At 68.6% G+C, this 25,859-nt stretch carries 25 protein-coding genes and 1 tRNA gene; 15 read left to right on the top strand and 11 right to left on the bottom strand.

The features are described from left to right. Positions 1–312: 312 nt before the first annotated feature. From MLE64_RS04305 to MLE64_RS04295, 3 genes are read left to right on the top strand one after another with little or no spacing between them, the layout of a single operon-like run. The gene (locus MLE64_RS04305) at positions 313–1,014 is read left to right on the top strand and encodes a TetR/AcrR family transcriptional regulator (RefSeq protein WP_243316452.1); all 702 of its coding nucleotides are present in this window, start codon (positions 313–315) and stop codon (positions 1,012–1,014) included. A gap of 19 nt (positions 1,015–1,033) precedes the next feature. Further along, entirely contained in the window at positions 1,034–2,833 is a 1,800-nt protein-coding gene (locus tag MLE64_RS04300) for a M61 family metallopeptidase (RefSeq protein ID WP_243316449.1), read from the top strand. After that, positions 2,830–3,501 carry a glycosyltransferase family 2 protein gene (locus MLE64_RS04295; protein ID WP_243316448.1) on the top strand — a complete coding sequence of 224 codons (672 nt, stop codon included), beginning with the start codon at positions 2,830–2,832 and terminating at the stop codon, positions 3,499–3,501. Before MLE64_RS04300 ends, MLE64_RS04295 begins: the two co-directional genes overlap by 4 nt. Positions 3,502–3,646: 145 nt before the next feature. Here the strand turns inward: MLE64_RS04295 and MLE64_RS04290 are convergent, their stop codons facing one another. Further along, positions 3,647–5,689: a S1 family peptidase gene (locus tag MLE64_RS04290; RefSeq protein ID WP_243316447.1), complete on the bottom strand. Its 2,043-nt coding sequence runs from the start codon at positions 5,687–5,689 to the stop codon at positions 3,647–3,649. Between the two features lie 170 nt (positions 5,690–5,859). On the opposite strand from MLE64_RS04290, the gene MLE64_RS04285 reads away from it, so the two are divergent. The 6 genes from MLE64_RS04285 to MLE64_RS04260 all read left to right on the top strand — a co-directional run bounded on the left by MLE64_RS04285 (position 5,860) and on the right by MLE64_RS04260 (position 10,947). Further along, positions 5,860–6,669, top strand: a complete 810-nt coding sequence (locus MLE64_RS04285) for a ribonuclease HII (protein WP_243316446.1) — start codon at positions 5,860–5,862, stop codon at positions 6,667–6,669. Next, the gene (locus tag MLE64_RS04280) at positions 6,666–7,046 is read left to right on the top strand and encodes an NUDIX domain-containing protein (protein WP_243316445.1); all 381 of its coding nucleotides are present in this window, start codon (positions 6,666–6,668) and stop codon (positions 7,044–7,046) included. Before MLE64_RS04285 ends, MLE64_RS04280 begins: the two co-directional genes overlap by 4 nt. A 37-nt stretch (positions 7,047–7,083) precedes the next feature. Further along, a complete protein-coding gene (locus MLE64_RS04275; RefSeq protein WP_243316444.1) occupies positions 7,084–8,373 on the top strand; it encodes an LpqB family beta-propeller domain-containing protein in 1,290 nt (429 codons plus the stop codon). Positions 8,374–8,439: 66 nt separating this feature from the next. After that, complete coding sequence (gene pal, locus MLE64_RS04270) at positions 8,440–9,162, top strand: peptidoglycan-associated lipoprotein Pal (protein ID WP_243316443.1); 723 nt, start codon at positions 8,440–8,442, stop codon at positions 9,160–9,162. A gap of 74 nt (positions 9,163–9,236) precedes the next feature. Continuing rightward, positions 9,237–9,953, top strand: a complete 717-nt coding sequence (locus tag MLE64_RS04265; RefSeq protein WP_243316442.1) for a tetratricopeptide repeat protein — start codon at positions 9,237–9,239, stop codon at positions 9,951–9,953. A gap of 4 nt (positions 9,954–9,957) precedes the next feature. Continuing rightward, a complete protein-coding gene (locus MLE64_RS04260; protein ID WP_243316441.1) occupies positions 9,958–10,947 on the top strand; it encodes a GHMP family kinase ATP-binding protein in 990 nt (329 codons plus the stop codon). 21 nt (positions 10,948–10,968) lie between these two features. On the opposite strand, the gene MLE64_RS04255 is transcribed toward MLE64_RS04260, so the two are convergent. Further along, positions 10,969–11,853: an aldo/keto reductase gene (locus tag MLE64_RS04255; protein ID WP_243316440.1), complete on the bottom strand. Its 885-nt coding sequence runs from the start codon at positions 11,851–11,853 to the stop codon at positions 10,969–10,971. Positions 11,854–11,864: 11 nt separating this feature from the next. Further along, complete coding sequence (locus tag MLE64_RS04250) at positions 11,865–12,977, bottom strand: A/G-specific adenine glycosylase (protein WP_243316439.1); 1,113 nt, start codon at positions 12,975–12,977, stop codon at positions 11,865–11,867. Between the two features lie 155 nt (positions 12,978–13,132). Between MLE64_RS04250 and MLE64_RS04245 the strand changes: the two genes are divergently transcribed. Beyond that, positions 13,133–14,533: a Kelch repeat-containing protein gene (locus tag MLE64_RS04245; protein WP_243316438.1), complete on the top strand. Its 1,401-nt coding sequence runs from the start codon at positions 13,133–13,135 to the stop codon at positions 14,531–14,533. A 52-nt stretch (positions 14,534–14,585) separates the two neighbouring features. Here MLE64_RS04245 and MLE64_RS04240 read toward each other — a convergent pair. The 3 genes from MLE64_RS04240 to aroF all read right to left on the bottom strand — a co-directional run bounded on the left by MLE64_RS04240 (position 14,586) and on the right by aroF (position 16,160). Next, positions 14,586–14,671, bottom strand: a tRNA-Leu gene (locus MLE64_RS04240). A 74-nt stretch (positions 14,672–14,745) separates the two neighbouring features. Further along, positions 14,746–15,090, bottom strand: coding sequence for a preprotein translocase subunit SecG (secG, locus tag MLE64_RS04235; RefSeq protein ID WP_243316437.1), 345 nt, complete (start codon positions 15,088–15,090; stop codon positions 14,746–14,748). 38 nt (positions 15,091–15,128) lie between these two features. Beyond that, positions 15,129–16,160 carry a 3-deoxy-7-phosphoheptulonate synthase gene (gene aroF, locus MLE64_RS04230; RefSeq protein WP_243316436.1) on the bottom strand — a complete coding sequence of 344 codons (1,032 nt, stop codon included), beginning with the start codon at positions 16,158–16,160 and terminating at the stop codon, positions 15,129–15,131. A gap of 190 nt (positions 16,161–16,350) precedes the next feature. Here aroF and MLE64_RS04225 point away from each other — a divergent pair, with 190 nt between their 5' ends. Next, positions 16,351–17,115 carry a hypothetical protein gene (locus MLE64_RS04225; protein WP_243316435.1) on the top strand — a complete coding sequence of 255 codons (765 nt, stop codon included), beginning with the start codon at positions 16,351–16,353 and terminating at the stop codon, positions 17,113–17,115. Further along, positions 17,115–17,846, top strand: coding sequence for a zf-TFIIB domain-containing protein (locus tag MLE64_RS04220; protein ID WP_243316434.1), 732 nt, complete (start codon positions 17,115–17,117; stop codon positions 17,844–17,846). The genes MLE64_RS04225 and MLE64_RS04220 overlap by 1 nt, the downstream gene beginning before the upstream one ends. Here MLE64_RS04220 and tpiA read toward each other — a convergent pair whose 3' ends face one another. Further along, the gene (gene tpiA, locus MLE64_RS04215; RefSeq protein ID WP_243316433.1) at positions 17,847–18,581 is read right to left on the bottom strand and encodes a triose-phosphate isomerase; all 735 of its coding nucleotides are present in this window, start codon (positions 18,579–18,581) and stop codon (positions 17,847–17,849) included. It lies immediately after the preceding gene. A gap of 76 nt (positions 18,582–18,657) precedes the next feature. Next, positions 18,658–19,467, bottom strand: coding sequence for an AraC family transcriptional regulator (locus MLE64_RS04210; protein WP_243316425.1), 810 nt, complete (start codon positions 19,465–19,467; stop codon positions 18,658–18,660). A 92-nt stretch (positions 19,468–19,559) separates the two neighbouring features. On the opposite strand from MLE64_RS04210, the gene MLE64_RS04205 reads away from it, so the two are divergent. After that, entirely contained in the window at positions 19,560–20,084 is a 525-nt protein-coding gene (locus MLE64_RS04205; RefSeq protein ID WP_243316422.1) for a DUF3224 domain-containing protein, read from the top strand. Here the strand turns inward: MLE64_RS04205 and MLE64_RS04200 are convergent. Beyond that, positions 20,075–21,271: a phosphoglycerate kinase gene (locus MLE64_RS04200; RefSeq protein WP_243316420.1), complete on the bottom strand. Its 1,197-nt coding sequence runs from the start codon at positions 21,269–21,271 to the stop codon at positions 20,075–20,077. The two genes, MLE64_RS04205 and MLE64_RS04200, sit on opposite strands and share 10 nt — an antisense overlap. A 70-nt stretch (positions 21,272–21,341) precedes the next feature. Next, a complete protein-coding gene (locus MLE64_RS04195; RefSeq protein ID WP_243316419.1) occupies positions 21,342–22,079 on the bottom strand; it encodes a class I SAM-dependent methyltransferase in 738 nt (245 codons plus the stop codon). Between the two features lie 52 nt (positions 22,080–22,131). Between MLE64_RS04195 and rbfA the strand changes: the two genes are divergently transcribed. Continuing rightward, positions 22,132–22,524: a 30S ribosome-binding factor RbfA gene (gene rbfA, locus MLE64_RS04190; RefSeq protein ID WP_243316417.1), complete on the top strand. Its 393-nt coding sequence runs from the start codon at positions 22,132–22,134 to the stop codon at positions 22,522–22,524. Next, entirely contained in the window at positions 22,525–23,424 is a 900-nt protein-coding gene (truB, locus tag MLE64_RS04185; protein WP_243316415.1) for a tRNA pseudouridine(55) synthase TruB, read from the top strand. Between the two features lie 82 nt (positions 23,425–23,506). Here truB and MLE64_RS04180 read toward each other — a convergent pair whose 3' ends face one another. Then, positions 23,507–25,582: a bifunctional metallophosphatase/5'-nucleotidase gene (locus MLE64_RS04180; protein WP_243316413.1), complete on the bottom strand. Its 2,076-nt coding sequence runs from the start codon at positions 25,580–25,582 to the stop codon at positions 23,507–23,509. Positions 25,583–25,859: the final 277 nt, after the last annotated feature.

Below are 25,859 nucleotides of genomic sequence, written 5' to 3'. Positions count from 1 at the left end.
GCGTGGCCGCGCAAGGGGCGCCGCCCAAGCGAGGCAAGGACAGCGACGAAGGCGATGGTGGACCCATCGACGAGGAGCTTGACGCAGCATCGCGCCGGGCGCCGCCCCGTGCCCTCCGGGACGCTGCCCCGCCGCACCCCTGGCTGCGTTGCCGGCCTCGAACGATGTCCCGCATCGCCCCTCGGCCGCCGCCTTGCCATGAGCGCGGCTGGGCAGCGTCGCGGCGGCGTCCCACTTTGAAAACAGGCCCTAAGGTCTCTTAACCAGAAGTAGGCTCAACCGTGGCAGACTGGACTACCTCCGAGGCAGCCTATGTCCACAGTTCCCGACCACGGTCTCAAAGAGATGGTGCCGGTCTTCGGGCCCGACGCCCTCGGGGCCCAGGCCGGCGTGAGCTTCCACCACGCGCTGGCGCGGCTCAGCGAGGGCGGCGACCTCAAGGCCCGCCTGCTGCTGTCGGCGCTTTCCCATTTCGCCGCCAAGGGCTACGACGGCGTGCAGGTGAAGGAGGTGGCCGAGGAGGCGGGAGTCTCCAAGCCCACCCTCTACTATCACTTCGGCAGCAAGGAGGGCCTCTTCCGGCAGCTCTGCCTCGTGTCCCTCTCGGCCATGGCCGTGCGCATCCAGAGGCTGGTCGAGCCGTTCCTGGCCTCGCCCATCCGGGGGGTCAAGGCCATTGACGAGGCCAGCGTGAAGCTCGCCCAGGCCTATCTCGATCTGCTGCTGGAGAGCCAGGAATTCACCGGCTTCATCCTGCGCTCCATCGCCGTGCCGTCGCCGGATTCGGGATTCCGGGACCTCATGCCCCTGGTGGAGAAGGGACTGGCCCCGTTGGGCCTCTTCATGAACCATGTGTTCGGCACGAGCCTGGAGCAGGCGCGCAAGGAAGTGCTGCTGTTCACTTCCCTGGTGGGCGCGCTCATCGAAGAGAAGCTCCGCGATCCGCAGTACCAGATCACCGGGGATGAAGTGCGGTGGGTGGCCCAGCGCTGGCTCCACGGCGTCCAGGGCTGACATTCGAGGGAAGGGCACCATGGCCAAGCTCGCCCCCATCAGGGCCACCCTCCGTCCGCTGGATCTGCCCCAGCATCTCTTCGAGGTCGAGCTGGCGGTTCCCGTCGAAGCCCTGGGTTCAGGCGCGGTGGCCGCGCTGCCCGCATGGACGCCCGGTTCCTATCTGGTGCGGGACTACGCACGGTTCGTGGACCGCGTGCGGATTCTGGAGGGCCGCCGGGAACGGCCCCTGGAGAAGCTCGACAAGCAGCGGTGGCGGGTTCCGGCATCCAAGCGGGACCTCGTGCTCCGCTACCGTGTGTACGGGAACGACCTCACCGTGCGGACGAACCATGTGGACGCCGCCCATGCGCAGATCATCCCCGCCGCCACTTTCCTCTACCTGGAGGATCAGCTGGACCGGCCCGTGGAGGTCCGCTTCGAGGGCTTCCCCGGCGACTGGAAGGTGGCTTCCGCCCTGCCGCAGAAGCAGGGCGCCTGCCTGGCGAAGGACTTCGACACCCTCGTGGATTCGCCCTTCGAGCTGGGCGCCTTCCGGACCCGCAGCTTCAGGACGGGCGGTACAGCCTTCGAGCTGGTGTTCACGGGGCCGCACAACGGTGATGAAGGCCGCATGGCCGAGGCCACTCGGAAGATCGTGGAGGCCGCGGGCGCCATCTTCGGCGGCTTCCCCTTCAAGCGGTACGTCTTCTTCTTCACCTTCACACCCAAGCTGCGCGGTGGTCTCGAGCACCGGGACTGCACCAGCCTCATCGCGGACAGCCACGCCTTCGACAAGCCCGAGGGCTATTTCGCCCTCTACCAGCTCGTGGCCCACGAGTTCTTCCACGCCTGGAACGTGAAGCGGCTCCACGATCCGGTCCTGGGGCCCTTCGACTACAGCCGGGAAAACCCCACGAAGATGCTCTGGTTCCACGAGGGGCTCACCTCGTACATGGAGCACGTGATCGTGCTGCGGGCCGGCGTGGTGCCCTGGAGCCACACGTCGAAGGAACTGGCCAAGTGCTGGAGCGAGCAGGTGCAGCGTCCCGGCCGCCTGGAGCAGAGCCTGGAGGAGTCCAGCTGGGATGCCTGGATCCGCTTCTACAAGCAGCATGAGTTCAGCCCCAACAGTTCGGTCAGCTACTACGACAAGGGCGAGATGGTGGCCTGGCTCATGGATGCCACCATCCGGGAAGGCAGCCGTGGAAAGGCCGGACTGACGGATCTCTTCGCCCTGCTCTGGACGCGTCATGGCGAGGCCGGCCTCACGGACGGGGATGTGCGCCAAGTCTTCCGGGAACTCTCCGGGAAGGATCCCGGTCCCTTCTGGGACGCCTACATCTCAGGCCGTGCGGAACTGGATCCCGCACCTCTGCGGCGCGCCTTCGGCCTGTCGATGGAAGCCCGGGCGCCCTGGGAATCCCTGGGCCCCGAAGAGGCTAAGGACCCGACCGCCCAGCGACGGGCCCGATCCTGGACAGGCCTGGTACTGGCCTCCAATGGCCCCACCATCCAGAACGTGATTCCCGGCAGCCCAGCCGCCAGGGCAGGCCTCAGCTTCGGCATGGAGATCCTGGCGGTGGACGGCTGGCGCACCACGACCGCCGCCGAGGCGCAGCGGTACCTCGCGGACCCCGGACCCGGCGGGAAGGTCGCGGTCCTGGCAGCGGACCGGGGCCGGGTGCTGGCCGTGGACGTGCCCGTGATCGAGAGCCCCGACCGTTCCCACCGGCTGACGGCGGATCCCCGGGCCGGCACCACGCAGCGGGCCGCGTTCTCGGCGTCCTATGGCCAGGCCCTTCCCTCAGCGCTGGTGAAGCGGGGCGGACGCCGGTGAGGCTCGCCGCGATCCTCGCCGCCCACGACGAGGCGGATCACATCGGAGCGGTGCTGGAGGGCCTGAAACCGTTCGGCCTCCATCGCGTGCTGGTGGTGGATGACGGTTCCTCGGACGGCACGGGGGCTGTGGCCGCCGCCCATGGCGCCGAGGTACTGCGCCTGGAGCCGGGGCAGGGCGGGGGCAAGGGGCAGGCCCTGCGGGCGGGCATCGCCCGGCTGCGCCCCGATGACTTCGACTTCTACCTGTTCCTGGACGCGGACGGCCAACACGATCCGGCCGACCTCCGGCGCTTCCTGGATCACCTCGCCATCCACCCGGACGCCGACTTCCTCATCGGCTCGCGGCTCCTGGACCGGGCGAAGATCCCGGCCAAGCGCTGGCGCACCAATGCCCTGGGCACCTGGACCCTGGGGCGTATCGCCGGCGTCACCTGGGAGGACAGCCAGAGCGGCTTCCGCATGATCCGCAAGAAGGTGCTGGATCGGCTGGAGCTGAAGTCGCGCGGGTTCGCCATCGAGATGGAGATCGCGATGAAGGCGGCCGACTGGAAGCTGCGATGGGCCCACGTGCCCATCCGGGCCATCTACCAGCCGGGGCCGGTGAGGAGCCATTTCAGAGGGGTGATGGATACCTGGCTAATTGCCTGGGAATCTCTGAAGTGCTAGCTGGCTTCAACCCAGTCAGGCCTTGTCACTTGGCGCTGCCCCGCAGCGCCAAGCTCGGTCCTGATCCGGGTTGACCTGGCTGATTGCCTGGGAATCCCTGAAGTGCTGAACGGGCGCCGACCCTCGCGGACCGGCGCCAGGCAGATCACTTGGCGGCGTTGCGCGTCGCTGGGGCGTGCGCCTGTACCACCTGGGTCTCGGGAACGCCGGTCACGGGGGTGATGGCGTGAAGCAGGGCCTGGAGGCGGGCCTGCATCTCCTTGTCGTCCACCTTGCCCACCCGGGCCAGGTAGAGGGTGAACAGATCGGGGCTGTCCGCGTTCGCCATGCCGGCCTTCAGGAAGGCGGGGTGCACCGCGGCGATGCGGCTGGCGCCCTCCTCTTCGAAGGTGCGCTGGGTGTAGGGATGCCGCTGCTTGGCGATCTCCTTCCAGCTCTTCTGCTCGCCATCCGGCATGTTCGGCGTGGGATGGAGATGCTTCAGCAGGACGAAGTAGTTGTCTTCCTCGTCTTCAGAGATGCTCACGCGGCGCAGGTCCCAGGCTACGTTCCCGTCCTTCCGGGAGAAGCCCATGTTCAGGATGAGGAAGGCCTTCGGGGAGAGCTCGACCTGGCTGGAATCCAGTTCGAGCTTTGTCCAGAGTGCCTGCAGGCGGAGGTGCTTGCCCTCCTTGAAGTCGAAGGCCATGTCCTTCAGGGCCGAGGGCAGGCGGTCCCGGTGCTTCAGGTACTCCACCCAGTCCCGCAGCTCTCCGGCGTAGGGGATGTAGGTGTAGTCGAGGAACTTGGGAAGGTCGTAGAGCCAGGGCATGAGGCTGGACGAGTCCACGAACTTGACGGCCATGACCACGCCGCCGGGAATCAGGGTGGTGTAGGTCAGGACGGAGCCATCGTCGTAGGGCGTGAACCAGATGGCCTGCTGCCAGGGGCGCCCGAGGCGGTCCACGTGGGGCTGCACCTGGTAGGGATCTCCGAAGGAGGTGACCCGGATGTCCTGTCCGCCCACGGTGCGGGTGACCTGGGCGCCTTTCAGCAGCAGGTCCATGGCGACCCTGGGCTTGGCCAAGAGGTCGCCGACGGCCACGTTGTCAGGATGCCGGAGCATGAAGAGGTAGACATTGTTGGCCTGGGCATAGAGGAGGCGGCCATTTTTCGGGAGATCGTTCTTCTTGTATTCCAGCCCCGAGATCGCCCAGGTCTTGGTGGTCGTGTCGCGGAAGATCACCTCGGGCTTGCCGCTGGTGGGAATGTCTCCGATGGCCGCCTCGCTGGCCTCGCCCTCGGGGAACAGCTCCCCCCGGAGGCTCGCGAACAGGGCATCCATGGACTGGACGTAGAAGGCCTTCTCCCGGACGGCGATCTCCTGCTTGAGCTCAGAGTACGGCCGCGGCAGCGGGAGATCGAACACCCGCTCGAGCGCCTTCGATTTCTCGGGAAAGAGGGAGAAGCTGAAAGTCACCTTGTTGAAGAAGGCAGCCGTGTGGGATTTCATGGCCTTCAGTTCGGCGGTGGGCAGGGAATAGCAGATGTTGTCCTTCTTTCCGAGGACCACGCCCACCACTCGGCCCTGGGGATCCACCAGCGGACCGCCGGAGTTGCCCGGGTTCACGCCGGCGCTGCTCTTCAGCAGGTTCCAGGCGCCGTTCATGGGTTCGGGAAGGGTCCCGATCACCTCGCCGGGGCGGATCACAAGGCCTTCCCCGTACGCGTTCCCCACGGTGAAGACCGGCTCGTTCTCGCGGAAACCGGGGCGCAGGTCCAGCCACCGGTCGAAGGTGCGCCCCTTGACCGAGAAGCGGATCACGTCCCGCTGTTCGTCCAGGGCCAGGATGCGATCCACTTCCCAGACCTTCTGCTTGGCGTCGCGGATGTAGCAGGTGGTGTAGCCCTTGGAGGCGTGGATGGACCTGAACACGTGGTGGGCCGTCACCAGCTCGTTCTTCGAGACGGCGAAAGCGGTTCCGATGGAGATGTAGGGATCGTTGCGGAGGTTGAAGGGGACCAGGTCCCAGGGGAGGTCCTTCTCATAGGACACGGGATCCTTGGCGGGGTCGGGGCGGGCGACCACCACCTCGAAGCTGGCCTCGGTGACGCGGGCCTTCACGGCCGGGGCCAGCGCAGTCTCCTGGCCCAGGAGGGCGGTGGCGGCCAGCAGGCACGGGAGCAGCAGAGGGGTCAGCAGTCGCATGGATCTTCCTTCGTCTGGCTGGGACCTGGGTCCATCCGTTGAGGTGGGGATGGCTCGAGTGTATTCGAAAAAAGGAGCGCGTCCGGTGGACTTGGGATCCGTTCCCTTCGGGGGTACCTTGGTCGCATGACGATGGAATCTTCTGATCCGAAGGCGCGGGGCGGGGCCCGATGAACCCCCTGGATTGGGACCTGGGCAATGTCCCGCCGGGGGTGCCGTGGGGTGGCGTGGACGAGGCGGGCCGGGGGGCCTGGGCCGGCCCGGTGGTGGCCGCCTGCGCGGTGCTGGACGCGGACACGGTGCGCCGATGGGGCCATGTGCTGAGGGGCGTCCGGGACAGCAAGCAGCTGAGCCCCGAGAAGCGCGAGGCCATGGCGGCGGAGCTGAAGTCCATTCTCCCTGCGTTCGGCATCGCCGAGATGGACCCGATGGCGATCGACCGGGAGAACATCCTCGAGGCCACCATGATGGCCATGCGGCAGGCGGCGAAGGACCTCTCCCCCCGTCCCCGCATCCTGTTCGTGGACGGCAACCGCGCCCCCGGGACGGGCCTGCTGGAGCGCCTGGTGGTGGATGGGGACGCCATCAGCTGCGCCGTCGGGGCGGCGAGCATCCTGGCCAAGGCCCACCGGGACGCGCTCATGATCGCCATGGAAGAGCTGCATCCCGGCTACGGGTTCGGCCAGCACAAAGGCTACGGGACGGCCCTCCACCGCGCCCGGATCGCCGAGCTGGGCGTCTCCCCGATCCACCGCATCAGCTATGCGCCGGTCGCTGCCCTGCAGCAGGTGGATGAAGGCCTTCGCGAGGTCCTGCGCCACAGCCTGGACGGCTGCGCCTCGGTGGCGGAACTGCAGGCCTGGGTGCAGACGGACCTTCGGCCCGCCTATGGCCGCCTGAAACTGGTCTGGGTGGAAACGCTCCGCCGCCGGTATGCGGATCGGCTGGCCCGGTTCGCCAGTGAAGAAGGCCTTGAATGACCGAGGTGGCCCTGGCCCTGATCCAGTCCGACGGGCGCTGGTTCCTCCAGCGCAGGGAGCCCTCGAATCCTGTGATGCCGGGGCTGTGGGAATTCCCGGGCGGGAAGGTGGAGGCCCGGGAGACTCTCCTGGACGCGCTTCGCCGGGAGCTCATGGAAGAGGTCGGCATGAAGCTCGAAGCGGCCACTGCGCTGCCGACGCTGGAGGGGCCCGTGCGCCTCCATCCGTTCGTGGTCCATGGGGTGGGGGCTCCGCGGACGGAGCTGGCCTGGGGATGGTTCACCCTGGAGGAGATGGCGCGTCTTCCCATCCCGCCGGCCAACGACGAGCTCATCCGCCGCCTCAAGGGCGTCCCCTCTCCGGATGTCGCGGACTGATCTGATAGGCTGGACTCTCCCCAGGCCCGGAGCTGCCATGCCTCGATACTTCATTCGGACCTTCCTGTGCGCCCTGGCCGCGCTGACCGGGCTGGCGCTCCAGGCCCAGCAGACCGAAGTGGTGTTGAGCGCATCAAGCAGCGCGAAGCTGGTGCTGGGGATGACCCCGCCGAAGGCTTCCGGCATCGATGACAGCCTGGTCGCCACGGAATTCACGGCCGTACTCAAGCGCGATCTCGATGAGACCGGCGTGTTCGCGGTACTTCAGGAGCGGCTGCCGGCCGATGGCGCCCCCGTGAAAGCCTGGAAGGAGGCGGGCGCCCAGTGGCTGCTTAATGTCCGTCTCACGAAGGGGGCTGCCGGGGACCTTCAGCTTGAAGCCTCCGCGCTCGACACCGCCGCGGAGAAGGCGGTGTTCACCAAGCCCTACAAGGCGGATCGCATGGTTCCCCTGCGGCGCATGGCCCATGCGCTGGCCGACGACCTCGTGGCCCGTCTGACAGGCGAGCGCGGCGTGGCGTCCAGCCGGGTGGTGTTCGTCCGCCAGACGGCGCCGGGGGTGAAGGAACTGTTCCAGATCGATCGCGACGGCGCGAACCTGGTGCAGCTCACGCGCCACGGCAGCCTCACGCTGTCGCCCACGGTGGCGGCCGATGGCCGTCTGGCCTATGTGACCTACAAGGGCGGGGCGCCCGAGATCTGGGGCCAGCGCCGCCGGGATGGCGCCCACGAGAAGCTCTATCCGGCGACCGGCTCCGGAGCCATGGTCTCCTCGCCGGCCTGGTCCCCGGATGGCCGCCGCCTGGCCTTCGTGCAGGGCGATCGGCGCGGCAACAGCGACATCATGGTGCTGGATCTGGACACAGGACGCGCACGGCGTCTGACCGACGGTAATGGCATCAATACCGAACCAAGCTGGAATCCCAACGGCACACAGATCGCGTTCACCTCTGACCGCGAGGGCGGCCCGCAGGTGTTCCTCATGCAGGACGATGGCTCCAACCTCCGCCGCCTGACTGGTGAAGGACTGTACAACGCCAGCCCGGCCTGGAGCCCCAACGGCGCCATGATCGCGTATGTCTCGCGATTCGAGGGCAAGTTCGATCTTTTTATCTATAAATTGGGAGAAGGAAAGGCCTATCAGATCACCACTGGCGTGAGCACATCCGAATCGCCGGCCTGGTCCCCCGATGAGCGCCGGCTTGTGTTCACCAGCAATCGCTTCGGCTCCATGCAAATCTTCACCACGGATCTGTCCGGCCGCCAGGTGGTGCGGATGACGGAACTTGCGGGTTGCCAGAGTCCCAAGTGGACTAGGGCGCGTTAAAAAATAAATCGCATTTACCTGAGTACTGTCCATCTATACTCAGGCTCATCCAGGAGGAACAACCCCATGAGATACGGAACCTACCTCGTCCCCGCTGCCATCGTGCTCACGCTCGGCAGCCTCGCCTGCAAGCCCCCCAAGACCGCGGAGGAGATCAAGGCCGAGACCCAGGCGGCGTTCAACGAGGGGTACCAGGCGTTCAAGGATGGCAAGGCCCGCGACACCAACCCCTACGTGAACGCGAAGGACGCCAAGGAAAACCAGCACAAGGTGACGGGCTGGTACGAGGGTTGGGACAAGGCCAAGGCCGACAAGGATGCCGCTGACAAGGCCGCCGCCGAGAAGGCCGCTGCCGACGAAGCCGCCCGCAAGGCCGCCGCCGAGAAGGCCGCTGCTGAGGAAGCTGCCCGCAAGGCCGCCGAGGCCGAGAAGGCCGCCGCCTTCAAGCGCGCCGCCGAGGCCGCCCTCAAGACCATCCACTTCGACTTCGACAAGTCGGACATCAAGGAGAACGATCGCGCGCTGCTCCAGGGCATCGCCGACTTCATGAAGGCCTACCCCGCCGCCAAGGTCGAGATCGAAGGCCACTGCGACGAGCGCGGCACCAACGAGTACAACCTGGCCCTCGGCAATCGCCGCGCCGCCGCCGCCCTGGCCTACCTGAAGACCCTGGGCGTGGACGAGGCCCGCTTTACCACCATCAGCTATGGCAAGGAGAAGCCCCTCTGCACCGAGGCCAAGGAAGCCTGCTGGAGCCAGAACCGCCGCGGCGAGTTCAAGCTCAAGTAGTCGTTCCGAAGGACGCGAAGCGGGGGCCTCGGCCCCCGCTTTTCGTTTAGGATGATGAAAGTCCCGGAGTCCCCATGAGCGCCCGCGCGATGCTGTTCCCCGTCCTGGCCGTGATCCTCGCCGTTGGCTGCAGTTCCGAAGACCAGCTCCGCCGCGTGGAGCAGGAAGTCGGCGACCTCAAGCTCGAGGTCTTCAAGCTGCGCCAGCAGGTCGAGGACGGCAACAAGCGCGCCGAAGCGGAGCAGAAGGCCGCCCAGGAGGCCCGCGGCCAGGACCGCCGCTTCCAGGCCGATCTGCAGGAGAGCCTGCGCCAGGTGCAGGACACCACGCGGGTGCTGAACAACCGCCTGAACAGCATGCCCCGCGGGACGGCGGTGCGACCCGCGGCCGCCGAGACCCAGCCTGCCCAGGTGTCCGATGAGGAGCGGGCCTTCAACGCGGCGGTGCTGGACTACAACCGCGGCAACTATCCCCTGGCCGCCGAAGGCTTCAATCTCTTCCTGAAGAACTACCCCCAGAGCGCGAAGCGCCCCGATGCCCTGTTCTTCCTCGGCCTCTCCCACTACAACCTGAGGGCCTACGACAAGGCCCAGCAGGCGTTCGAGCGGATCATCAAGGATCATGCGGCCTCCTCCCAGTTCCTGCCTGCCAAGCTCAAGCGGGCCCAGTGCCTGCTGAAGCAGGGCCTGAAGCCGGCGGCCGTGAAGGCCTTCCGCGAGCTGGTGGACGGGTTCTCCGGCAGCGCCGAAGCCCGCACGGCCCAGCAGGAACTGAGCGACCTGGGGCTTTGAGCGCATGAGCGTCGAAAGCTGGCGGGTCCCCGTCCGCATTGATTTCGCGGGCGGCACCCTGGACCTCTGGCCCATCTACGCCATGATGGGCGGCTGCCTTACCGTGAACGCCGCCGTGGACCTGTGGGTCGAGCTGGAGGTGAGGCGGGGCGGAGCCGGCCACCGGATCACCAGCGAGGATCTGGGGATCGATCTCGCCTTCGGCGCTTGGCCGACGGAACCGCCGAATGGCCTGTCCTGGGTGTGGCGGGTGCTGGACGCCTCGGGCGCGCCGCCGACGACTCTGTCCATCCATAGTCCCGTGCCACAGGGTTCGGGCCTGGGGGTGTCCTCCTGTCTTGGCGTGGGTCTGCTGGGCTCTGCCATCGGCGAGGAAGCCGGTGAAAGTCTGGCTCACAAAGTGCCGGTTCTAAGGGACCTGGAAAGTCGGGAGCTTCAGACCCCGGCGGGCTGGCAGGACTACTATCCGGCCGCCCTGGGCGGGGCCCTGGCCCTGCACTGGGATGGTCCGGAACCGCGCTGGGAGCGCCTGGAGCCCCATCCCGGCCTGCTGGCGGACCTGGTGGTGTTCTACACCGGCAGACCCCACCACTCGGGCCTCACGAACTGGGAAGCCTACAAGCGCTTCATCGAGGGCGACCGCCAGACCCGCCAGGCCCTGTCCGACATCCGCGACATCGCCCATGACATGGCCGCGGCGCTGCCCTCGGATCCTTCTGCGGTGGCCGCCCTGCTGGAGCGCGAGGGACAGGCCCGGGTGCGGCTCTCCCCGGCCGTGGAGACGGACGCCATGCACGCCGTGCGCGACCGCGGCCGTCTCGAGGGCTGGTACGCGGGCATGAAGCCCTGCGGCGCCGGCGGGGGCGGTTGCTGCCTGCTGGTGGTGAAGGATGGCATGCGGGAAACCGCTGAGGCAGCCCTGCGCGACATGGGTCTGCCCCCCCTGGACCTGCGGATCACGCCGAAGGGCCTGCACCGGGTTCCGGCCTCCTGACCTGGATCGGAGGCCCGGACTTCAGATCTGGCCGTCCCATCCGCCGTCGCAGGCGGCGAAGACGGCCCGGATGGCGTCCACCCGATCTGCCGGAAGGGGCCCCTTCTCGAGAAAACGGAGGTTGACCTTCAGGTGTTCCAGCTTGGTGGTGCCGACGATGCAGCTGGACACGCCTTCGTGGAAGGCGGCAAAGCGAAGGGCCAGCTCCGGCCAGTCCAGGTCCCCGGGATCAAGGCCCATGGCCTTCAGGCGCGCCCAGTAGACTTCGCAGTATTCCCCCGCCGGACGTTCGGTCCAGCGCCACGGGGCATTGGCCAATGGGCGCTTCGCGATGAGACCAAGGCCCTGCGCCCGGGTGGCGGGAAGGGTGTCGCCCAGGACCCTCTGGTCGCAGAGGTTGAGCGAGCACTGCACCCCATCGAAGCGGCCGGAGGCCAGGGCGAAGGCCAGGGCCTCGTTCTCGCCCGAATAGGCCATGGCCCGGATCTTCCCGGCGGCCTTGGCCTGCTCGAGGGCCTCGATGACACCGCCCTGGGCGAGGGTCTCCCGGGGGCAGGAGTGCAGGTGCACGATGTCGAGGTGGTCCGTTCGCAGGACCTTCAGGGCCCGGTCCACGCCTGCGACTACACAGGCATGGGTCCAGTCTTCCATCTCTTCGACGCCGTACCCCACCTTGGTGGAGAGGATGAATTCGCCGCGCCGCCTGGCCAGGTGCCGCCCGATGCGTTCTTCCGAAAGCCCGTAGCCCCGGGCGGTGTCCACCAGGGTGACGCCCGCGTCCAGCAGGCCATGGAGGAAGGCGCCGCAGTCCTTTTCACTGAAAGCCGGATCGCCGATGTGGCCGGCTCCGAAGCCCAGGAGGCTCACAACCATGCCGGTGGAGCCGTAGGGGCGCAGGATCGGCATGGGGTTTCCTCCTAGGCCATGGACAGAGTCTGGATCAGCAGGGCGGAATCCGGCGCCTCCAGGAGCGCCTGGCCGGGGGTGGCCAGCAGATCCCGCAGGCGCTGGTCGCGCTTCCCGAGGGGAAGGCGGGAGAGGTCGCCTGCGGGGACCCAGCACAGGCCCTCCGCCGCCTCGAAGCGTGCCTCAAGGCGCAGGTACAGTGGGCTCACGGCCTCGCGGCGATGGGTGTAGATCTGGGTCCAGCCGGGCCATGCGACGAGTGGCGCTGCAGGCGATGCCACCGAGGCCGCCGAGGCAACGCCGGCCGCTGGGATCGTCTCTGCATCGAGCGCTGGCCAGCGCCACAGGCCGGCCAGCAGGCCGCGGGCGGCGGGAGCATGGAGCAGCATGTGACCCTCGGCTTCCATGGCCACCAGCCAGAGGGCCGAGGCTTTCGGCGTCGGCCGCTTCGCCACGGGCGGGATCTCCGCCGTTCGGCCGGCAAGGCGGGCGCCACAACCCTCCACCAGGGGGCAGGACCCGCAGGCGGGGGCGGGCGCGCAGACCGTGGCCCCCAGCTCCATGAGGGCCTGGGTCAGGCGCGAGGGGCCATGGGCCGCGAGGGCGGGGGCGAGCCAGGCGCGCAGATCCCCGGCCCGGGCCTTGGGATCGCCCTCGATCAGCAGCAGCCGGGCCAGCACCCGGAAGGCATTGCCATCCAGGGCCGGGGCGGGCCACTGGAAGGCGATGGACCCCACGGCGGCGGCCGTGTACGGGCCCAATCCCGGAAGGCCCGCGAGACCTTCCAGATCGCCGGGCCATCCCTCCGAGGCGATGCAGTTGGCCGCGGCCTTCAGGAACCGTGCGCGGCGGTAGTAGCCGAGGCCCTCCCAGGCCTTGTGGACGGTGTCCTCGTCAGCTTCCGCGAGGTCCTGCGGCGTGGGAAAGCGATCCATCCAGCGTTTGAAGTAGGGGATCACCGTGGCCACCTGGGTCTGCTGGAGCATCAGCTCGGACACCAGCACTGCATAGGGATCCGGGTGGGGGGCCTCAAGGTCGCCGGCTCGCCAGGGCAGGTCCCGCCGGGAGGCTTCAAACCAGGGAGCCAGGGGGGCGAGGAGGGTGGAGGCGGGGGGCCAGGGCATACCCAGACCCTACCATTCCGGGGCCCGGCCACTCGGGCGGTCCCCGGGCGAGACGACGGGTTCCTGGGGGCGAATTTGGGGGTATTCGGAACGTTGAATCCGTTTTAGACTCATTCTTTTTTCATGGATGAGCGATGAAAACAATGATGAAAATAATGGCTGACGCATTCCGTTCGGCGCAGGTGTTCCTCGGCGTGGGGGTTGGACTGGGTTCCATCTGGGCCTGCGGCGGCGGGGGCTCCGGCGCCGTCGGGACCCCGGCTCCCGCCGCGCTGAAGCTCCTTCCCGCCTCCGGCGACATCAAGGTGGGCGGCGCCCTGCAGGTGTGGGCGGAGGACGCCCAGGGCCATGCGGTCCCGGCGGCCTTCTCGGTGGTGGAGCTCCAGGGCGGCACGATGGACGCCAGCGGCCGCTACCAGGCGCCGTTCACCGCCGGGACCTACCACCTCCGGGCCACGAGCGGCCAGGTCCCCGGGGCCGTCGCCGAAGCGCCCGTGAAGGTCTCCGCCTACCTGGCCAGCCTCGCACCGGCCGCCCCGGCCCAGTTCACCCGCTCGGACCACAGCGCCACCCTGCTGCCGGACGGCAGCGTGCTGCTGGCCGGCGGGATGGAGTCCAGCCAGCTCGAGCGGTACCTGCCCGCCTCAGGGACCTTCGTTCCGGCCGGCGACCTCGGGACCAGGCGCTGGGCCCACCAGGCCTCGGTCCTCCCCGGGGGCGGCGTGCTGCTGACGGGGGGTGTTTATGGCGTGAACGTCCTGTCCACCGCCCAGGTCTTCGAGATCGGAACCGGCCCGCGCGCGGTGGGCGCCCTGACGGCCACCCGGATGCTCCACGCGGCGGCGGAGCTGGCGGATGGGCGCGTCCTGCTGGCAGGCGGACTGCCCGCCACGGGCTCGGATGTCTACGCCACGCCCACCGCGGAGATCTTCAACCCCGCCACGGGTATGTTCACGCCGTCGGGATCCATGGCTTCGCCCCGGACCGGCCACACGGCGACCCGTCTCCCGGATGGGAAGATCCTCATCGCCGGCGGGCGGAACAGCACCTGCTGGTACGGATGTCCGGAGCTGACCTGGGCCTCCGCCGAGCTCTACGACCCTGCCACTGGCACGTTCACGCCGACCGGGAGGATGGCCCAGGCGAGGTACGGGCACACGGCGACCCCGCTGCCGGATGGCCGCGTCCTGATCGCCGGAGGCACCACGCCGGACCTGCCGGACACGGACGTGTCCCCCTCCCTGGAGATCTACGATCCATCTACAGGGACCTTCACCGCCGCGGGGACCATGCTCCGGCCCCGGAGCCACCACACGGCCACCCTCCTCACGGATGGGCGGATCCTCCTGGCCCACGGGCGGACCCAGGGCGAGGGCTCCCTCGCGTCGGCCACGCTCGAAGTGTTCGATCCGACCTTGGCCAAGAGCACCCTGCTGACTTCCGACCTGACCACCCGCTACCGCCACACGGCGACGCGCCTGCTGTCGGGCGACGTGCTCCTGGCCGGCGGCACCGAGGGCGGCGGCGGCATCAAGCTGACCGAAGTGTTCCGGTAGACGCCGGCCGGCCTGAAACAAAAAACGAGCGCCAGAAGGCGCTCGTTTCGTTTGGTGCCCGCGAGCAGACTCGAACTGCTACGGCTTGTGGCCACCACCCCCTCAAGATGGCGTGTCTACCAATTTCACCACGCGGGCACGTGGAACAATCATCTTCACCCAAAGCGCGGACGCGGTCAATGCCTGGTTTCGCGCCCCACCGCGGGGCGGACCTACTTCTTCTCGGTCGCGTGGGAGGGCGCGGGCGCGGGAAGGGGAACAGTGGGAGCGGGAGCGGGCGCCGTGGCCGCGGGCTTGTCGGAGATCTTCTCCAGCACGGAGCGGCTGCCGCGGATGATCATCACTTCGATGAGCAGCGTGGTTCCCAGGAAGCCCGCGGCCAGCCAGTACGTGGCCTTGGAGAGGAAGGGCGTGGCGCCCTGGGCGCCGAAGGCGGAGTTCGCGCCGCCGCCGCCGAAGGAGGCGCCGAGGCCGCCCTTGGTGCCGGGCTGCAGCAGGATCGTCCCGATGAGCAGGACACCGAAGAGGATCAGAAGTGCGAGGGCGAGGCCATTCATGGAAACTCCGAACCTCCTAGTCTCGCACAGGGCGGAATCTACATCCAGAGCCCTGTGAGGCTGGGAGCCCGCAGGGCCTGGTGCACGGCCCTGGCCCGCTCCACCAGGCGGATGAAATCCGAGGGCAGCAGGGCCTGGGGCCCGTCGCTCAGAGCCTTCTCGGGGTTGCAGTGGGTCTCCACCAGCAGGCCGTCCGCGCCTGCCGCCACGCCCGCCAGGCCGCAGGGAATCACCAGGTCGCGCCGTCCCGTGGCATGGCTCGGGTCCACCATGACCGGCAGGTGCGTGAGGGCCTTCGCGGCGGGGACCACGCTCACATCCAGCGTGTTGCGGGCGTGATCGGACCAGGTGCGGATGCCGCGCTCGCAGAGCACCAGGTTGCGGTTGCCCTCGCCCAGCACGTACTCCGCAGCGTAGAGCCATTCCTCCAGGGTGGCGGCGGGGCCCCGCTTGAGGAGCACGGGCTTCTCGCTGCGTCCGGCCCGGCGCAGCAGGGCGAAGTTCTGCATGTTGCGGGCACCGATCTGCACCATGTCGGCGCTGCGCTCCACATCGTCGAAGGTCTCGACTTCCGTGGCCTCGGTGACGATGCCCAAGTCGAACTCGGCCCGGACCTCCTCCAGCAGCCTCAGGCCCTCCAGGCCCAGGCCCTGGAAGGCGTAGGGGCTGGTGCGGGGCTTGAAGGCGCCGGCCCGGAGCAGCTTCACGCCGGCCTCGGCCACGTAGCGGGCCACGGTAAAGAGCTGCTCCCGGCTCTCGACGCCGCAAGGACCCCCCACCAGCACCAGATCGGGCCCGCCGATCTTCACGCCGTGCACGTCCACCACCGTGCGGCCCGCGGCCGCATCCGCGCTGGCGAGCTTGTAGGGGCTGGTGATGGGCACCACCCGCCGCACGCCCGCCATGGGCTCGATGCGGTCGGGCTTCAGCGCCTTGGAGGCGTTCGGCGCCACGATGCTGAGGGCTTCGGGCGTCTCGTTCACCTGGCTGCGGATGCCGGCGGATTCCAGCAGCGCCAGGACTTCGCCGACCTGTTCCCGGGTGGCGGTGGGTTCCATGAGGATGAGCATGCGGACCTCCTAGCGGAGAGAGAGCATCGGACGAACGTGGGAGAGCGGTTTCCTGTTCCCGAGGTCTGAGCCCGACAGGGCGAAGAGAATGAGCATGCGGCCTCGCAGGGAAGCTCGATTCTAGCGCCCAGGTGGGGCGAGCGCCTGGACACAGGGCGCAGCCGCCCCCAGACTTGGGCGCGGAGGTCCCATGCGGCGCGCCCCCATCCTGTTCCTCGCCCCACTCATGCTGGCCGTCGGCTGCGCCCGCCCCGAGGTGGAGGCCTTCCGGCGACAGCCCGGTCCCGTGAGCGTCTCCGTGAGCCTGCCCTCGGGCCTGGCGGATCGGGAGTCCTTCCAGAAGGAATACGCCTCGGCGCTGCGAGCCCATCTGGCCACCCGCGTGGTGGTGGTGCCCGAGGGCGTGAAGCCGCCGGTGGGGGCGGCGGAACTCCAGGTGGACATCCGGGACGTCTCTCCGGCCCCCGGCCAGCCCAGTCCCACGGCGGTGGGCGTGGCGGTGGGCGCCTCCGTGGGGGCCCTGAGCGCCGCCTCGGGCAACCGGGGCTGGGGCGTGGTGGATGGGCTCTTCTGGGGACTGTGGGCCGGCAGCCAGGCGGCCATGGCGCAGCAGAACACCCGGGACCGTCTGGGCTATCGTCCTCAGGTGGTCCGGGCCCAGGTCCGCCTGGTGCAGCCGGGAAACCCTGAACCGCTTTGGACCGAGGCCATCGAGCCCTCCGAGGTGGTCGAGGCCATGGATCCGCTGCCGCCCGGATCGCGGGACGATGACGGTCGCATCCGCGAGGAGGAGGCCAAGGGCTTCGCCCGCGTTGTGGTGCAGAAGCTGTCTTCCGAGTTCCACTGGATGCGCCTGGCGGAGCAGCGCTTCTACCAGGAGCCGGCTGCCAAGCAGGAGCCCGCCGCCAAGAAGGATGAGCCCGCGCCTTCAAAGCCCGAACCGAAGCAGGACTGATGGAAGCCAAGGCCCTCCGCTGCCCCGGCTGCGGCGCACCGGTCCCGCCGGATGCGCCGCAGTGTCCCTACTGCCAGGCCCAGCTCGCCACGGTGGCCTGCCACGCCTGCTTCGCCCTGGTGCCGCTCTCGGCGGACCACTGCCCCTCCTGCGGCGCCGCGATGGCCCCCAGGACGTCGACCGTAGCCGACGGGGCCCCCTGTCCCGCCTGCGCGAAACCTCTCGCCGCCAGCCAGATCGGAGGCCTCGACACGCAGGCCTGCCTGGCCTGTGGCGGCCTGTGGCTGGACCGGACCATGTTCGAGCAGCTGGGCGCCAGCCGGGAGCGTCAGGGGGCCGTGCTGGGCGCTCTTCCGGCGCCACCGCTCCCGTCCGCCACCGGGCTGGAGCCGGTGCAGTACCGCCCCTGTCCCGCCTGCGGGCAGCGCATGAACCGGGTGAACTACGCCCGGCGGTCTGGCGTGGTGCTGGATGTCTGCAAGGCCCACGGTCTCTGGTTCGACCGCGACGAACTGCGCCGCCTGCTCGCCTTCATCGCCGGTGGCGGTCTGGACCGCGCCCGGGCACGGGAACTGGAGGACCTGAAGGAAGCCCGGCGGGCCCAGGCGCCGCAGCCCGCGGCCGGCCTGGACCTCGAGCCGCAGACCGGCGCTCCGCCTTCATGGCTCACGGCCGCCGGGTTGATGGGGCTGGCCCTGGAGGTCGCGGACCGCTTCCTCGATCGGGATTGATCAGCCCGCCTGCTTCACCAGGGTGCCGAACTTGGCGGGATCCAGGCTGGCGCCGCCTACAAGACCGCCGGCCACCTCGGGGATGTCCAGCAGCTCGGGGAAGTTCTCGGGGGTGATGCTGCCGCCGTAGAGGATGGGCACGGGGCCGAAGTTCAGGTTCATGTGTTCGGCGATCTTCATCTTGATGAAGGTATGGGCTTCGCGGATCTGGCCGACCTCCGCACGGAGGCCCGTGCCGATGGCCCACACCGGCTCGTAGGCCACCCAGAGGGGCGTGGGGCCGGTCTTCGCCAGGATGGAGAGCTGGCGGTCGAGGACCTCCAGGGTCCGGCCCGACTTCCGCTCCTCGAGGGTCTCGCCCACGCAGAGCAGGGGGAGCAGGTTCCAGTCGCGGGCGGCCTTCACCTTGGTCACCAGGGCCTCGTCCGTTTCCCCGAAGAACTGGCGCCGCTCGCTGTGGCCCAGGATCACGCCCGAGCAGCCGCAGTCCTGGAGCTGGGCCATGGAGATCTCGCCCGTGTAGGCGCCCTTGGGTTCCGCGTGGCCGTTCTGCCCGAAGACGCGCACCTGGCGGCTCCGCAGGCTGTCGGCCACCGGGCGGATGAGGTGGAAGGGCGGCGCGATGGCCGTCGTCACCGAGGGTGATGGCGCGTAATCCGCGAGGAAGGCTTCGCAGAAGTCGCGGGCCTGGTCGGACAGGAAGTTCATCTTCCAGTTGGCGACGACGAAGCGCATGGGATCTCCCGGAGAACGCAGGGTGGTCGTCGACCATGGGGTTCTGGCGCGACCAATGGGGTAGACCTGGAGGCTATCAGCCTTCCGGGCCCTTCGCATACACGGCGGGGGTCCTGCCCAGGTAGGTCTTGAAGGCCTTGGTGAAGTGGGCCTGATCGAAGTAGCCAAGCGCCAGGGCGAGGGCCGGGAGATCCACCGCCTGATCCGCCTCCAGCTGCTCCATGGCTTCATGGAGGCGATACCGCTGGATCACCCATTTGGGGCTGACGCCGACGTAGTCCTGGAAGAGCCGCTGAAGCGACCGGAGGCTCAGCCCGGCTTCCCGGGCCACAGCCTCCGCCTGGGTCAGCTCGCGATCCTCCCGGATTCGGGCCACGATGCTTCGAGCCAGCGCGGCCTTGGCATCGGGTTCGGGAAGGCGCCCAAGAAGAAAGGCCTCGACGAGCGAGATCGCCGCATTCTCATCCCCGGCACAGCGCAACACGTAGGCTTCGAGGGCTTCGCCGGGGGCGCCGAAGGCCCTTCCCAGGGGAAGCACCTGATCCGTGAGTTCATCCACGGGCCGGCCCCAGAACGGCCGGAAACAGCCTGGGAGGAACTTGGCCCCGAGCACCCAGCCCCGGCCCTCCAGGACGCGGCTGAAGCGCCCCGTGTGGACGCCCGCGAGGCCGGAGCGGCCGGCTTCGATCACCAGGTGCACCGAGGGGTGGGGAAGGGTTTCCCGAGTCAGGGGCGGCCGCCCGCGCAGATCCCAGGAGACGGTCCAGAAGTGCTCCACGAACCCGGCCAGGGGCCCCTCGGGAAGGAAGCGGCCGGCCGGGGATTCCCGTCGGATCGCCCCGGCATCCACCACGCCCTTCGGTCGCCACACCACCGGCTTCGCCATGCCGAACCCTCTCCCAGCACCTGTCGCGTTTATACAATACTGTCGTCACAGGCGGGTCGAGGCTGGGACCAGCCCCAGCGACCGGAGTCGCCATGACCATACCCCTCATCCAGGCGAGCCTAGCCCTGCTCTTCTGCCTCGGCCCCCAGGCCCCGGCCATTCACCCAAAGGAGACCCGCATGACGGCCCTTGCGACAGGATCCTTCGACGTGAAATTGGTGCCTCTCACGGAAGGGGCGCGGGAAGGCGTCTGGTCGCCGGGCCGGATGTCCATCGACAAGCGGTTCAAGGGCGATCTGGAGGCGGCCAGCCAGGGAGAGATGCTGGCGGCCGGAACGGAGGTCCAGGGTTCCGCGGGCTACACGGCCATCGAGCAGGTGCGCGGGACACTCCATGGCCGAAGCGGCAGCTTCCTTCTCCAGCACTTCGCCGTGATGAGCCGCGGGGTACCCGGCGAATGGATCGTGATGGTGGTGCCGGACTCCGCTACCGGGGATCTGAAAGGGCTGGCGGGGAGAATGACGATCCTCATCGAGGGTGGCCGGCACACCTACACGCTGGAGTACTCGCTGCCAAGCGCCACCGAGTCCCCGTCCCAGCCCACCCCTCAGCGCTGAAGGACCGCGACCCCCGGCAGTTCCAGGCCGCTGAGGAACTCGAGGCTCGCGCCGCCACCCGTGGAGACATGGCTCATGCGGGTGGCCACGCCGGCCTTGTTCACGGCGGCTACGCTATCGCCGCCGCCCACGAGCACGAAGGCGCCCTTGTCCGCGGCCTCCGCCAGCTCCTCGGCCACGCTGAGGGTGCCGGCCGCATAGGACGCCATCTCGAAGACGCCCATGGGGCCGTTCCAGAGCAGGGTCTTCGCCCCGCGGATCTCGGCGGCGTAGGCCGCCACGGTCTCGGGGCCGATGTCCAGGGCCATGCGGTCCGCGGGGATGTTCTGGTCCACGGTGATGGCGCAGTCCGCGTCCTCCTTGAACTCGGAAGCGGCCACGTGGTCCAGGGGCAGCAGCAGGCGCGTGCCCTTGACCTGCGATTGCTTAAGCAGGTCCAGGGCCAGGTTCAGCTTGTCCTCCTCGCAGAGGCTCTTGCCGATCTGGAAGCCCTGCGCCTTGAGGAAGGTGTAGCTCATGGCGCCGCCGATGAGGATGGCGTCGGCCCGGCCCAGGAAGTTCTGGATGAGCTCGATCTTGTCGCTGACCTTGGCGCCGCCGAAGATCACCACGAGGGGCTTGTCCGGGTTCTCCGTGACCTTGCCCAGGGCCTTCAGCTCCTTCTCCATGAGGAAGCCGGCCGCCACGCGGTCCTTGGGGAAGTGCTGGACCATGCCGCTGACCGAGGCGTGGGCCCGGTGGGCCGCGCCGAAGGCGTCGTTCACGTAGGTGTCCGCCAGCTTCGCCAGGCTGGCGGCGAAGTCCTCCTTGTTCTTGGTCTCGCCCTTCTCGAAGCGAAGGTTCTCCAGGAGCAGCACCTGGCCGGGCTTCAGAGCCGCGGCCTCGGCCTCTACGGCCTCGCCATTTACGTAGCTCGCCAGGCGGCAATCGAAACCCTGCTCTTTCAGCCAGGCCGCCACGGGTGCAGCGCTGAACGCGGCCTCGAAGCCCTTGCCCTCGGGGCGGCCCAGGTGCGAGGCCAGTACCACGGAGGCGCCGCCGTCCAGCAGGCACTTCAGCGTGGGCAGGGTCTCGCGGATCCGGGTGGCGTCCGTGATGCGGCCTTCCTTGAGCGGCACGTTGAGGTCCGCCCGCAGAAAGACGCGATGGCCCTTCACATTGAGATCCCGCACCGACTGGAAGCCCATGGCTGCTCCTTGCTCTTGGAAAGGTCCATTCTGACGGAAGATGCGGTTGTCAGCTATCGGCTGTCAGATCTCAGCTCTCGGCTGTCGGAAGCTTTTCGAAGAGGCCGATCCAGCGGGGGCTGTCCTCGGTGAAGGGGCCCCCGGCGTAGGTGCCCTTCACGGTCCGCAGCCGCAGCCCGGCGTCGGCGGCCAGGGCCTCGATGTCGGTGGGCTGGTAGAGGCGCACGCTCTCCAGGACCTGGCGGGTCTCCCCCGTGTCCACTTGCGTGATCGTCATGCGCTTCACGATGCGGCCGCCCTCGATGGCGCGGCGGTTCTGGACCCGCACGCCCGAGCGTTCCAGCGTGTCCTCGGGCACCAGCTCGCGCGCCACCAGCCCCGCGTTGAGGTAGTCCATGAGGAGCGCGCCGCCAGGGCGGAGGACACGCCCGAGATCCAGCATCAGCGCACGGTTCTGGGCATCGGAGAAGTAGCCGAAGGGGGTGAACCAGAGGCAGGCGCCGGAGAGTGCCCCGTCCTTCACCGGCAGGGCGCGCATGTCGCCGCGGAGGAGCCAGGGGCGCAGCTCCGCGGCAGCCAGTCGGAGCAGGGAGGCGGAGAGGTCCATGCCGAAAGCCTGCGGGTTGGTCCGCCGCAGGACCTCCAGGTGGCGGCCCGCGCCACAGCCCAGGTCCAGCACCGGGCCCACCGCCAGTTCTGGGGCCTCGCGCAGGGCCAGGGCCACGGCCAAACTGGCCTCCTCCGCGTCCCGGTGCGCGTAGAGCAGGGCATAGTCCTCGTCGAACCAGGTTTCGAACCAGTCGGCCATCGAGGAAGGCTAACACCTCCGAGCCCGGTAGAATGGGGGCGGAAGGAAGCCCATGCAACGCCCCGAACGCCTCGAAGACCAGGTCCATTTCCTGCTGTCGAACCTCATCCAGCGCGAGCTCCGCGACCCGGAACTCGGATTCCTCACCCTCACCGCCGTGCGGCTCTCACCTGACCGCAGCGTGGCCAAGGTGTACTTCACGGTGCTGCCCCCCAACGGTGGGGACCAGGAGGCCCAGGACGCGCTCACCCGCAAGGCCCTGGGCCGCGCGGCAGGCTTCCTCCGCAGCCAGCTGGCGTCCCGCCTCAAGATGCGTCGGGTGCCCGAGCTGCGCTTCTTCCCGGACGGCACGCTGGAAGAAGGGAACCACATGGAGACCCTGCTGGCGGAGATCGAGAAGGAGCGGGCCACCCGGCCCGTGGATCCGGAAGCGGAAGAAGGCTGAATGGTGGAGCCGGGCATCCACCTCGTCCACAAGGCCGTGGGCCAGAGCAGCTTTGACGTGATCCGCGGCTTCAAGCGCCGGGCCTTCGAGGCGGAGCAGAAGAAACTGGCCCTGGGTCACGGCGGCACGCTGGATCCCTTCGCGGACGGTCTGTTGTTGGTGCTGGCGGGCCAGGCCACGCGGCTCATGGAGCTGATGCATCCCCTGCCCAAGACCTATGTCGCGGAAGTGGCCTGGGGCGTGGAGACAGACACCTGCGACCTGCACGGGAAGCCCGTGTCGGAGGCCCCGGCTGCGCACCTGACGGAGGCGGCTCTGGATGCCGCCCTGGCGCCCTTCCTGGGCTGGACGGATCAGGTGCCCCCCGCCACCAGTGCCAAGAAGATCGACGGCGAGGCAGCCTACAAAAAGGCGCATCGGGGCGAGGACGTGGTGATGCGCCCCAGCCGTGTCTTCCTGCTCTCCGCCCGCCGGATCGCCCAGGACCTGCCGCGACGGAGCACCTTGGAGCTCACCTGCCGCGGCGGCTTCTACGTGCGCAGCCTGGCCCGGGACCTGGGCCGCGCCTTGGGGTGCGGCGCCCACCTGACCGCCCTCCGCCGCACGGCCATCGGCCCCTGGATGGATCCCGGCGAAGGCCAGGAGCGCCTGCTCACCGGCGCGGACTTGCTGCCCTGGTGCCCAACGCGCCTTCTGTCCGACGTGGAGGCGGATCACCTGGCCCATGGCCGAATCATTCCTGCCGGCGAGACGGCACCACCAACCTGGCCCATGCCCGAAGGTTTCCCCGACCCCTGCGCGCCCCTGCGGGCCCTGCACGCGGGCCGCCTGGTGGCCCTCCTGAGGCCTTCCGATGACGGGGGTCTCCGCACCTTCGCGAACTTGCGGGGCGGGCTGTAGACCTTATCGGCGACGACCGCAGGAGAAAGATTCTCCTGCGGTCGTCGTGATCAACCCTGACGAATGGCTTCGAACGGAGAGGTCACTCCGTGCCGGGGCCGGTGCCGATGGCCCGCCTGGGCGCCGCTCCCTCGGTCGACAGGTCATCGTAGCGAGAGGGGAGAACGCCGCCATTGGCCTGGCATTGGGCGCGCACGTACTTCGCGAAGGCCTCGTAGGCTTTGATCGAGGAACCGTCCGTGGACCGGAAGAGCATCACCTGGCCGATGTTCGTCACCAGCTTGGTCCCGCCGGCGAAATCCGCCGCCGTGGCGTCCGGCAGCCAGTAGGCGAGCCCCAGGGTCTGGGCCATCAGGGCCAGATACACGTCCGTCGCCAGGACCACCGGCATGTAGGGATAGTCCGCGTTCAGCCAGCCGACCGGCGAATAGGTGAAGTCGAAGATCGGGAGGTCGTAGGTGTCCAGGGCGGCATGGTCGGTGGCGAAGGCGATCCGGGTGACCCTCCCCTTGGCGGGATTGCCCGGGTCCGCCGGGTCGAAGACCGGCCGGGACGTGTCGAAGGTGAAGGAGACTCCGGAGGGCAGCAGGTACTGGTCCGCGCCATTCCTGGTCATGAAGGGGTAGGTGGCGGTGACCTCCAGGATGGCCCTCAGCTCGATGGCGGGGACGGCCACCCGCACCAATCCGAAGCCTGGGGTGTAGTGTCCCAGGGCATCGGGGCCGAGCCCCATGGGGTAGACCCGGAAGGCGTCGGACATCGCGATGGTGCCGCTGTAGCCCAGGGAGATGCCGCCCCGGACGTTGCCGTAGGAGGTGATGCTCACGTGGGTGGGTCCCCCGGAAGCCTCTGCCTCGGCGAGGATCGAATCGGCCGCGAGCCGGAGCATGCCGGTCTCCTTGCGGGGCCTGGTCGTCAGCTCGAAGGTGGTGGCGCCCAGCTTCCTGAAGAACAGGTCACCGGTCGTCTTCGGATCGTTCACCACAGGGGCGCCCTCGATATCGCTGAGGGTCCGCTCGAGCATGGACTGGCCGGCGCCGGTCCATTCCTCGGGGGTCTCGAGGGCCTGGATGGCTTCATCCACGAGATACCTCATCTTGGGATCGGCGGGGGTGCGATCGTCCACGGGGATCAGGGTGGTCTGGTCCGCATCCATCTGGATGGTCCCGTCCTGCTTGACCTTGAGGACGAGCCGCTCCACGGCCTCTCCGTTCCAGCCGGGTTCCACCACGATCACGTTCTTCCCAGTGGTCGCGTTGGCCACCAGGAAGGGCGGGGTGGTCACATGGGTGTGGCCGCTGAGGATCACGTCGATGCCGGCGATGTTCCGGGCGATCTGGTAGCTCTCGCCCAGTTCGGGAGTGTCAGGTTCCGTTCCGGCGTGGGCCAGTAGGACTACCAGATCCACCTTCTCGGTGTTCCGGAGGTCGTCCACCCGCGCCTGGAGCTCCTGGTTGGGATCCTCCGGCACGGTGAACGAGACGGGGGCCTTGAGGGGGGCAGTGGCGGCCGGGATGGCCCCCAGTGCGCCCAGGACGCCGACCTTCAGGCCGTTGGTCGCCCGGAGCACCAGGTAGGGCCGGATGGGCTTGGTGGCGTCCTGGCCGGTGGGATCGTAGAGGCTGGCCAGGGCGGCGTCGGGTGCGGAGGCCTCCCCGGAGAAGTGGATGTTGCTGGCGATGACGGGGACGAGGCCGCCCTGGGCCTGGGCCGCATAGAGGGCGCCCGCCAGGTAGGCAGGGCCCGCGTCGAATTCGTGGTTGCCCAGGGTGGTGGCGTCATAGCCCAGGGCCTTGAGGGCCCGGTAGTCCGGCGAGGCCGAGGTGGATGCGGCCTGGAACAGGGTGCCCATGAGGTTGTCGCCTGAAGAGAAGGTCAGGCTGCTCTCTTGCAGGACGTCCGCGCGCTTCCGCTCCGCCGCGAGAATGGAGGAGCGCCGGGCGATGCCCCCCACCAGTTTCCCTTGCTGGGACTTGCCGAGGGCTGGGTAGCCGTCGACCTCGGGGCCCACGCCGAGCAGGCGGGAATGCTCATCCGTGGTGTGGAGCAGGACGAGGGTGCGGTTGCCTTCCTTGTCGACGCCGAACCGGCCACCGCAGGTGATGAGCGGTATCGCGGCGGCCAGGGCCAGCAGGGAGGACAGCAGTTGCTTGCGCATGGCAATGCCTCCTGAAGATGGGGGTGGAAGAACCGCGGGGACAGAACCCCTCCGCCCCGCATGTCGCAGGCGAAGCGGCCCGGGGGCCCTGTGGAAAGTTCAGATCGCGCCACCCTGGGGAAGGGGCCTGGCGTCGGTTCGAAGGCCGGGCCTTGTCGGCGGAGCAGAGCAGAGGCGGTGGCGCAGACTGAAATATGCGGACCCGATGATGTCCTGCAAGTCCTTTTCCAAGACTCGCCGTCAAATGCCGCTGTTTGTCATGCTCATGGTATGAAAA

Origin of the sequence: Geothrix paludis, from assembly GCF_022808815.1 — a bacterium.
Classification (GTDB): domain Bacteria; phylum Acidobacteriota; class Holophagae; order Holophagales; family Holophagaceae; genus Geothrix; species Geothrix paludis.
Note: the sequence above shows the minus strand (reverse complement) of the source record. Positions and strands in the feature narration are given on the sequence as shown.

What these genes read in the sequence shown, in the direction of transcription:
- MLE64_RS04200 (WP_243316420.1), bottom strand. Translation starts at nt 21,271, where the DNA reads ATGGGCTTCCAGTCGGTGCGGGATCTCAATGTGAAGGGCCATCGCGTC.
- tpiA (WP_243316433.1), bottom strand. Translation starts at nt 18,581, where the DNA reads ATGCGCTTCGTCGTCGCCAACTGGAAGATGAACTTCCTGTCCGACCAG.
- MLE64_RS04290 (WP_243316447.1), bottom strand. Translation starts at nt 5,689, where the DNA reads ATGCGACTGCTGACCCCTCTGCTGCTCCCGTGCCTGCTGGCCGCCACC.
- truB (WP_243316415.1), top strand. Translation starts at nt 22,525, where the DNA reads ATGGTGGAGCCGGGCATCCACCTCGTCCACAAGGCCGTGGGCCAGAGC.
- MLE64_RS04280 (WP_243316445.1), top strand. Translation starts at nt 6,666, where the DNA reads ATGACCGAGGTGGCCCTGGCCCTGATCCAGTCCGACGGGCGCTGGTTC.
- MLE64_RS04245 (WP_243316438.1), top strand. Translation starts at nt 13,133, where the DNA reads ATGGCTGACGCATTCCGTTCGGCGCAGGTGTTCCTCGGCGTGGGGGTT.
- pal (WP_243316443.1), top strand. Translation starts at nt 8,440, where the DNA reads ATGAGATACGGAACCTACCTCGTCCCCGCTGCCATCGTGCTCACGCTC.
- MLE64_RS04260 (WP_243316441.1), top strand. Translation starts at nt 9,958, where the DNA reads ATGAGCGTCGAAAGCTGGCGGGTCCCCGTCCGCATTGATTTCGCGGGC.
- MLE64_RS04180 (WP_243316413.1), bottom strand. Translation starts at nt 25,582, where the DNA reads ATGCGCAAGCAACTGCTGTCCTCCCTGCTGGCCCTGGCCGCCGCGATA.
- MLE64_RS04255 (WP_243316440.1), bottom strand. Translation starts at nt 11,853, where the DNA reads ATGCCGATCCTGCGCCCCTACGGCTCCACCGGCATGGTTGTGAGCCTC.
- MLE64_RS04205 (WP_243316422.1), top strand. Translation starts at nt 19,560, where the DNA reads ATGACCATACCCCTCATCCAGGCGAGCCTAGCCCTGCTCTTCTGCCTC.
- MLE64_RS04220 (WP_243316434.1), top strand. Translation starts at nt 17,115, where the DNA reads ATGGAAGCCAAGGCCCTCCGCTGCCCCGGCTGCGGCGCACCGGTCCCG.
- MLE64_RS04250 (WP_243316439.1), bottom strand. Translation starts at nt 12,977, where the DNA reads ATGCCCTGGCCCCCCGCCTCCACCCTCCTCGCCCCCCTGGCTCCCTGG.
- MLE64_RS04225 (WP_243316435.1), top strand. Translation starts at nt 16,351, where the DNA reads ATGCGGCGCGCCCCCATCCTGTTCCTCGCCCCACTCATGCTGGCCGTC.
- MLE64_RS04265 (WP_243316442.1), top strand. Translation starts at nt 9,237, where the DNA reads ATGAGCGCCCGCGCGATGCTGTTCCCCGTCCTGGCCGTGATCCTCGCC.
- MLE64_RS04305 (WP_243316452.1), top strand. Translation starts at nt 313, where the DNA reads ATGTCCACAGTTCCCGACCACGGTCTCAAAGAGATGGTGCCGGTCTTC.
- rbfA (WP_243316417.1), top strand. Translation starts at nt 22,132, where the DNA reads ATGCAACGCCCCGAACGCCTCGAAGACCAGGTCCATTTCCTGCTGTCG.
- MLE64_RS04195 (WP_243316419.1), bottom strand. Translation starts at nt 22,079, where the DNA reads ATGGCCGACTGGTTCGAAACCTGGTTCGACGAGGACTATGCCCTGCTC.
- MLE64_RS04275 (WP_243316444.1), top strand. Translation starts at nt 7,084, where the DNA reads ATGCCTCGATACTTCATTCGGACCTTCCTGTGCGCCCTGGCCGCGCTG.
- MLE64_RS04285 (WP_243316446.1), top strand. Translation starts at nt 5,860, where the DNA reads ATGAACCCCCTGGATTGGGACCTGGGCAATGTCCCGCCGGGGGTGCCG.
- aroF (WP_243316436.1), bottom strand. Translation starts at nt 16,160, where the DNA reads ATGCTCATCCTCATGGAACCCACCGCCACCCGGGAACAGGTCGGCGAA.
- secG (WP_243316437.1), bottom strand. Translation starts at nt 15,090, where the DNA reads ATGAATGGCCTCGCCCTCGCACTTCTGATCCTCTTCGGTGTCCTGCTC.
- MLE64_RS04300 (WP_243316449.1), top strand. Translation starts at nt 1,034, where the DNA reads ATGGCCAAGCTCGCCCCCATCAGGGCCACCCTCCGTCCGCTGGATCTG.
- MLE64_RS04210 (WP_243316425.1), bottom strand. Translation starts at nt 19,467, where the DNA reads ATGGCGAAGCCGGTGGTGTGGCGACCGAAGGGCGTGGTGGATGCCGGG.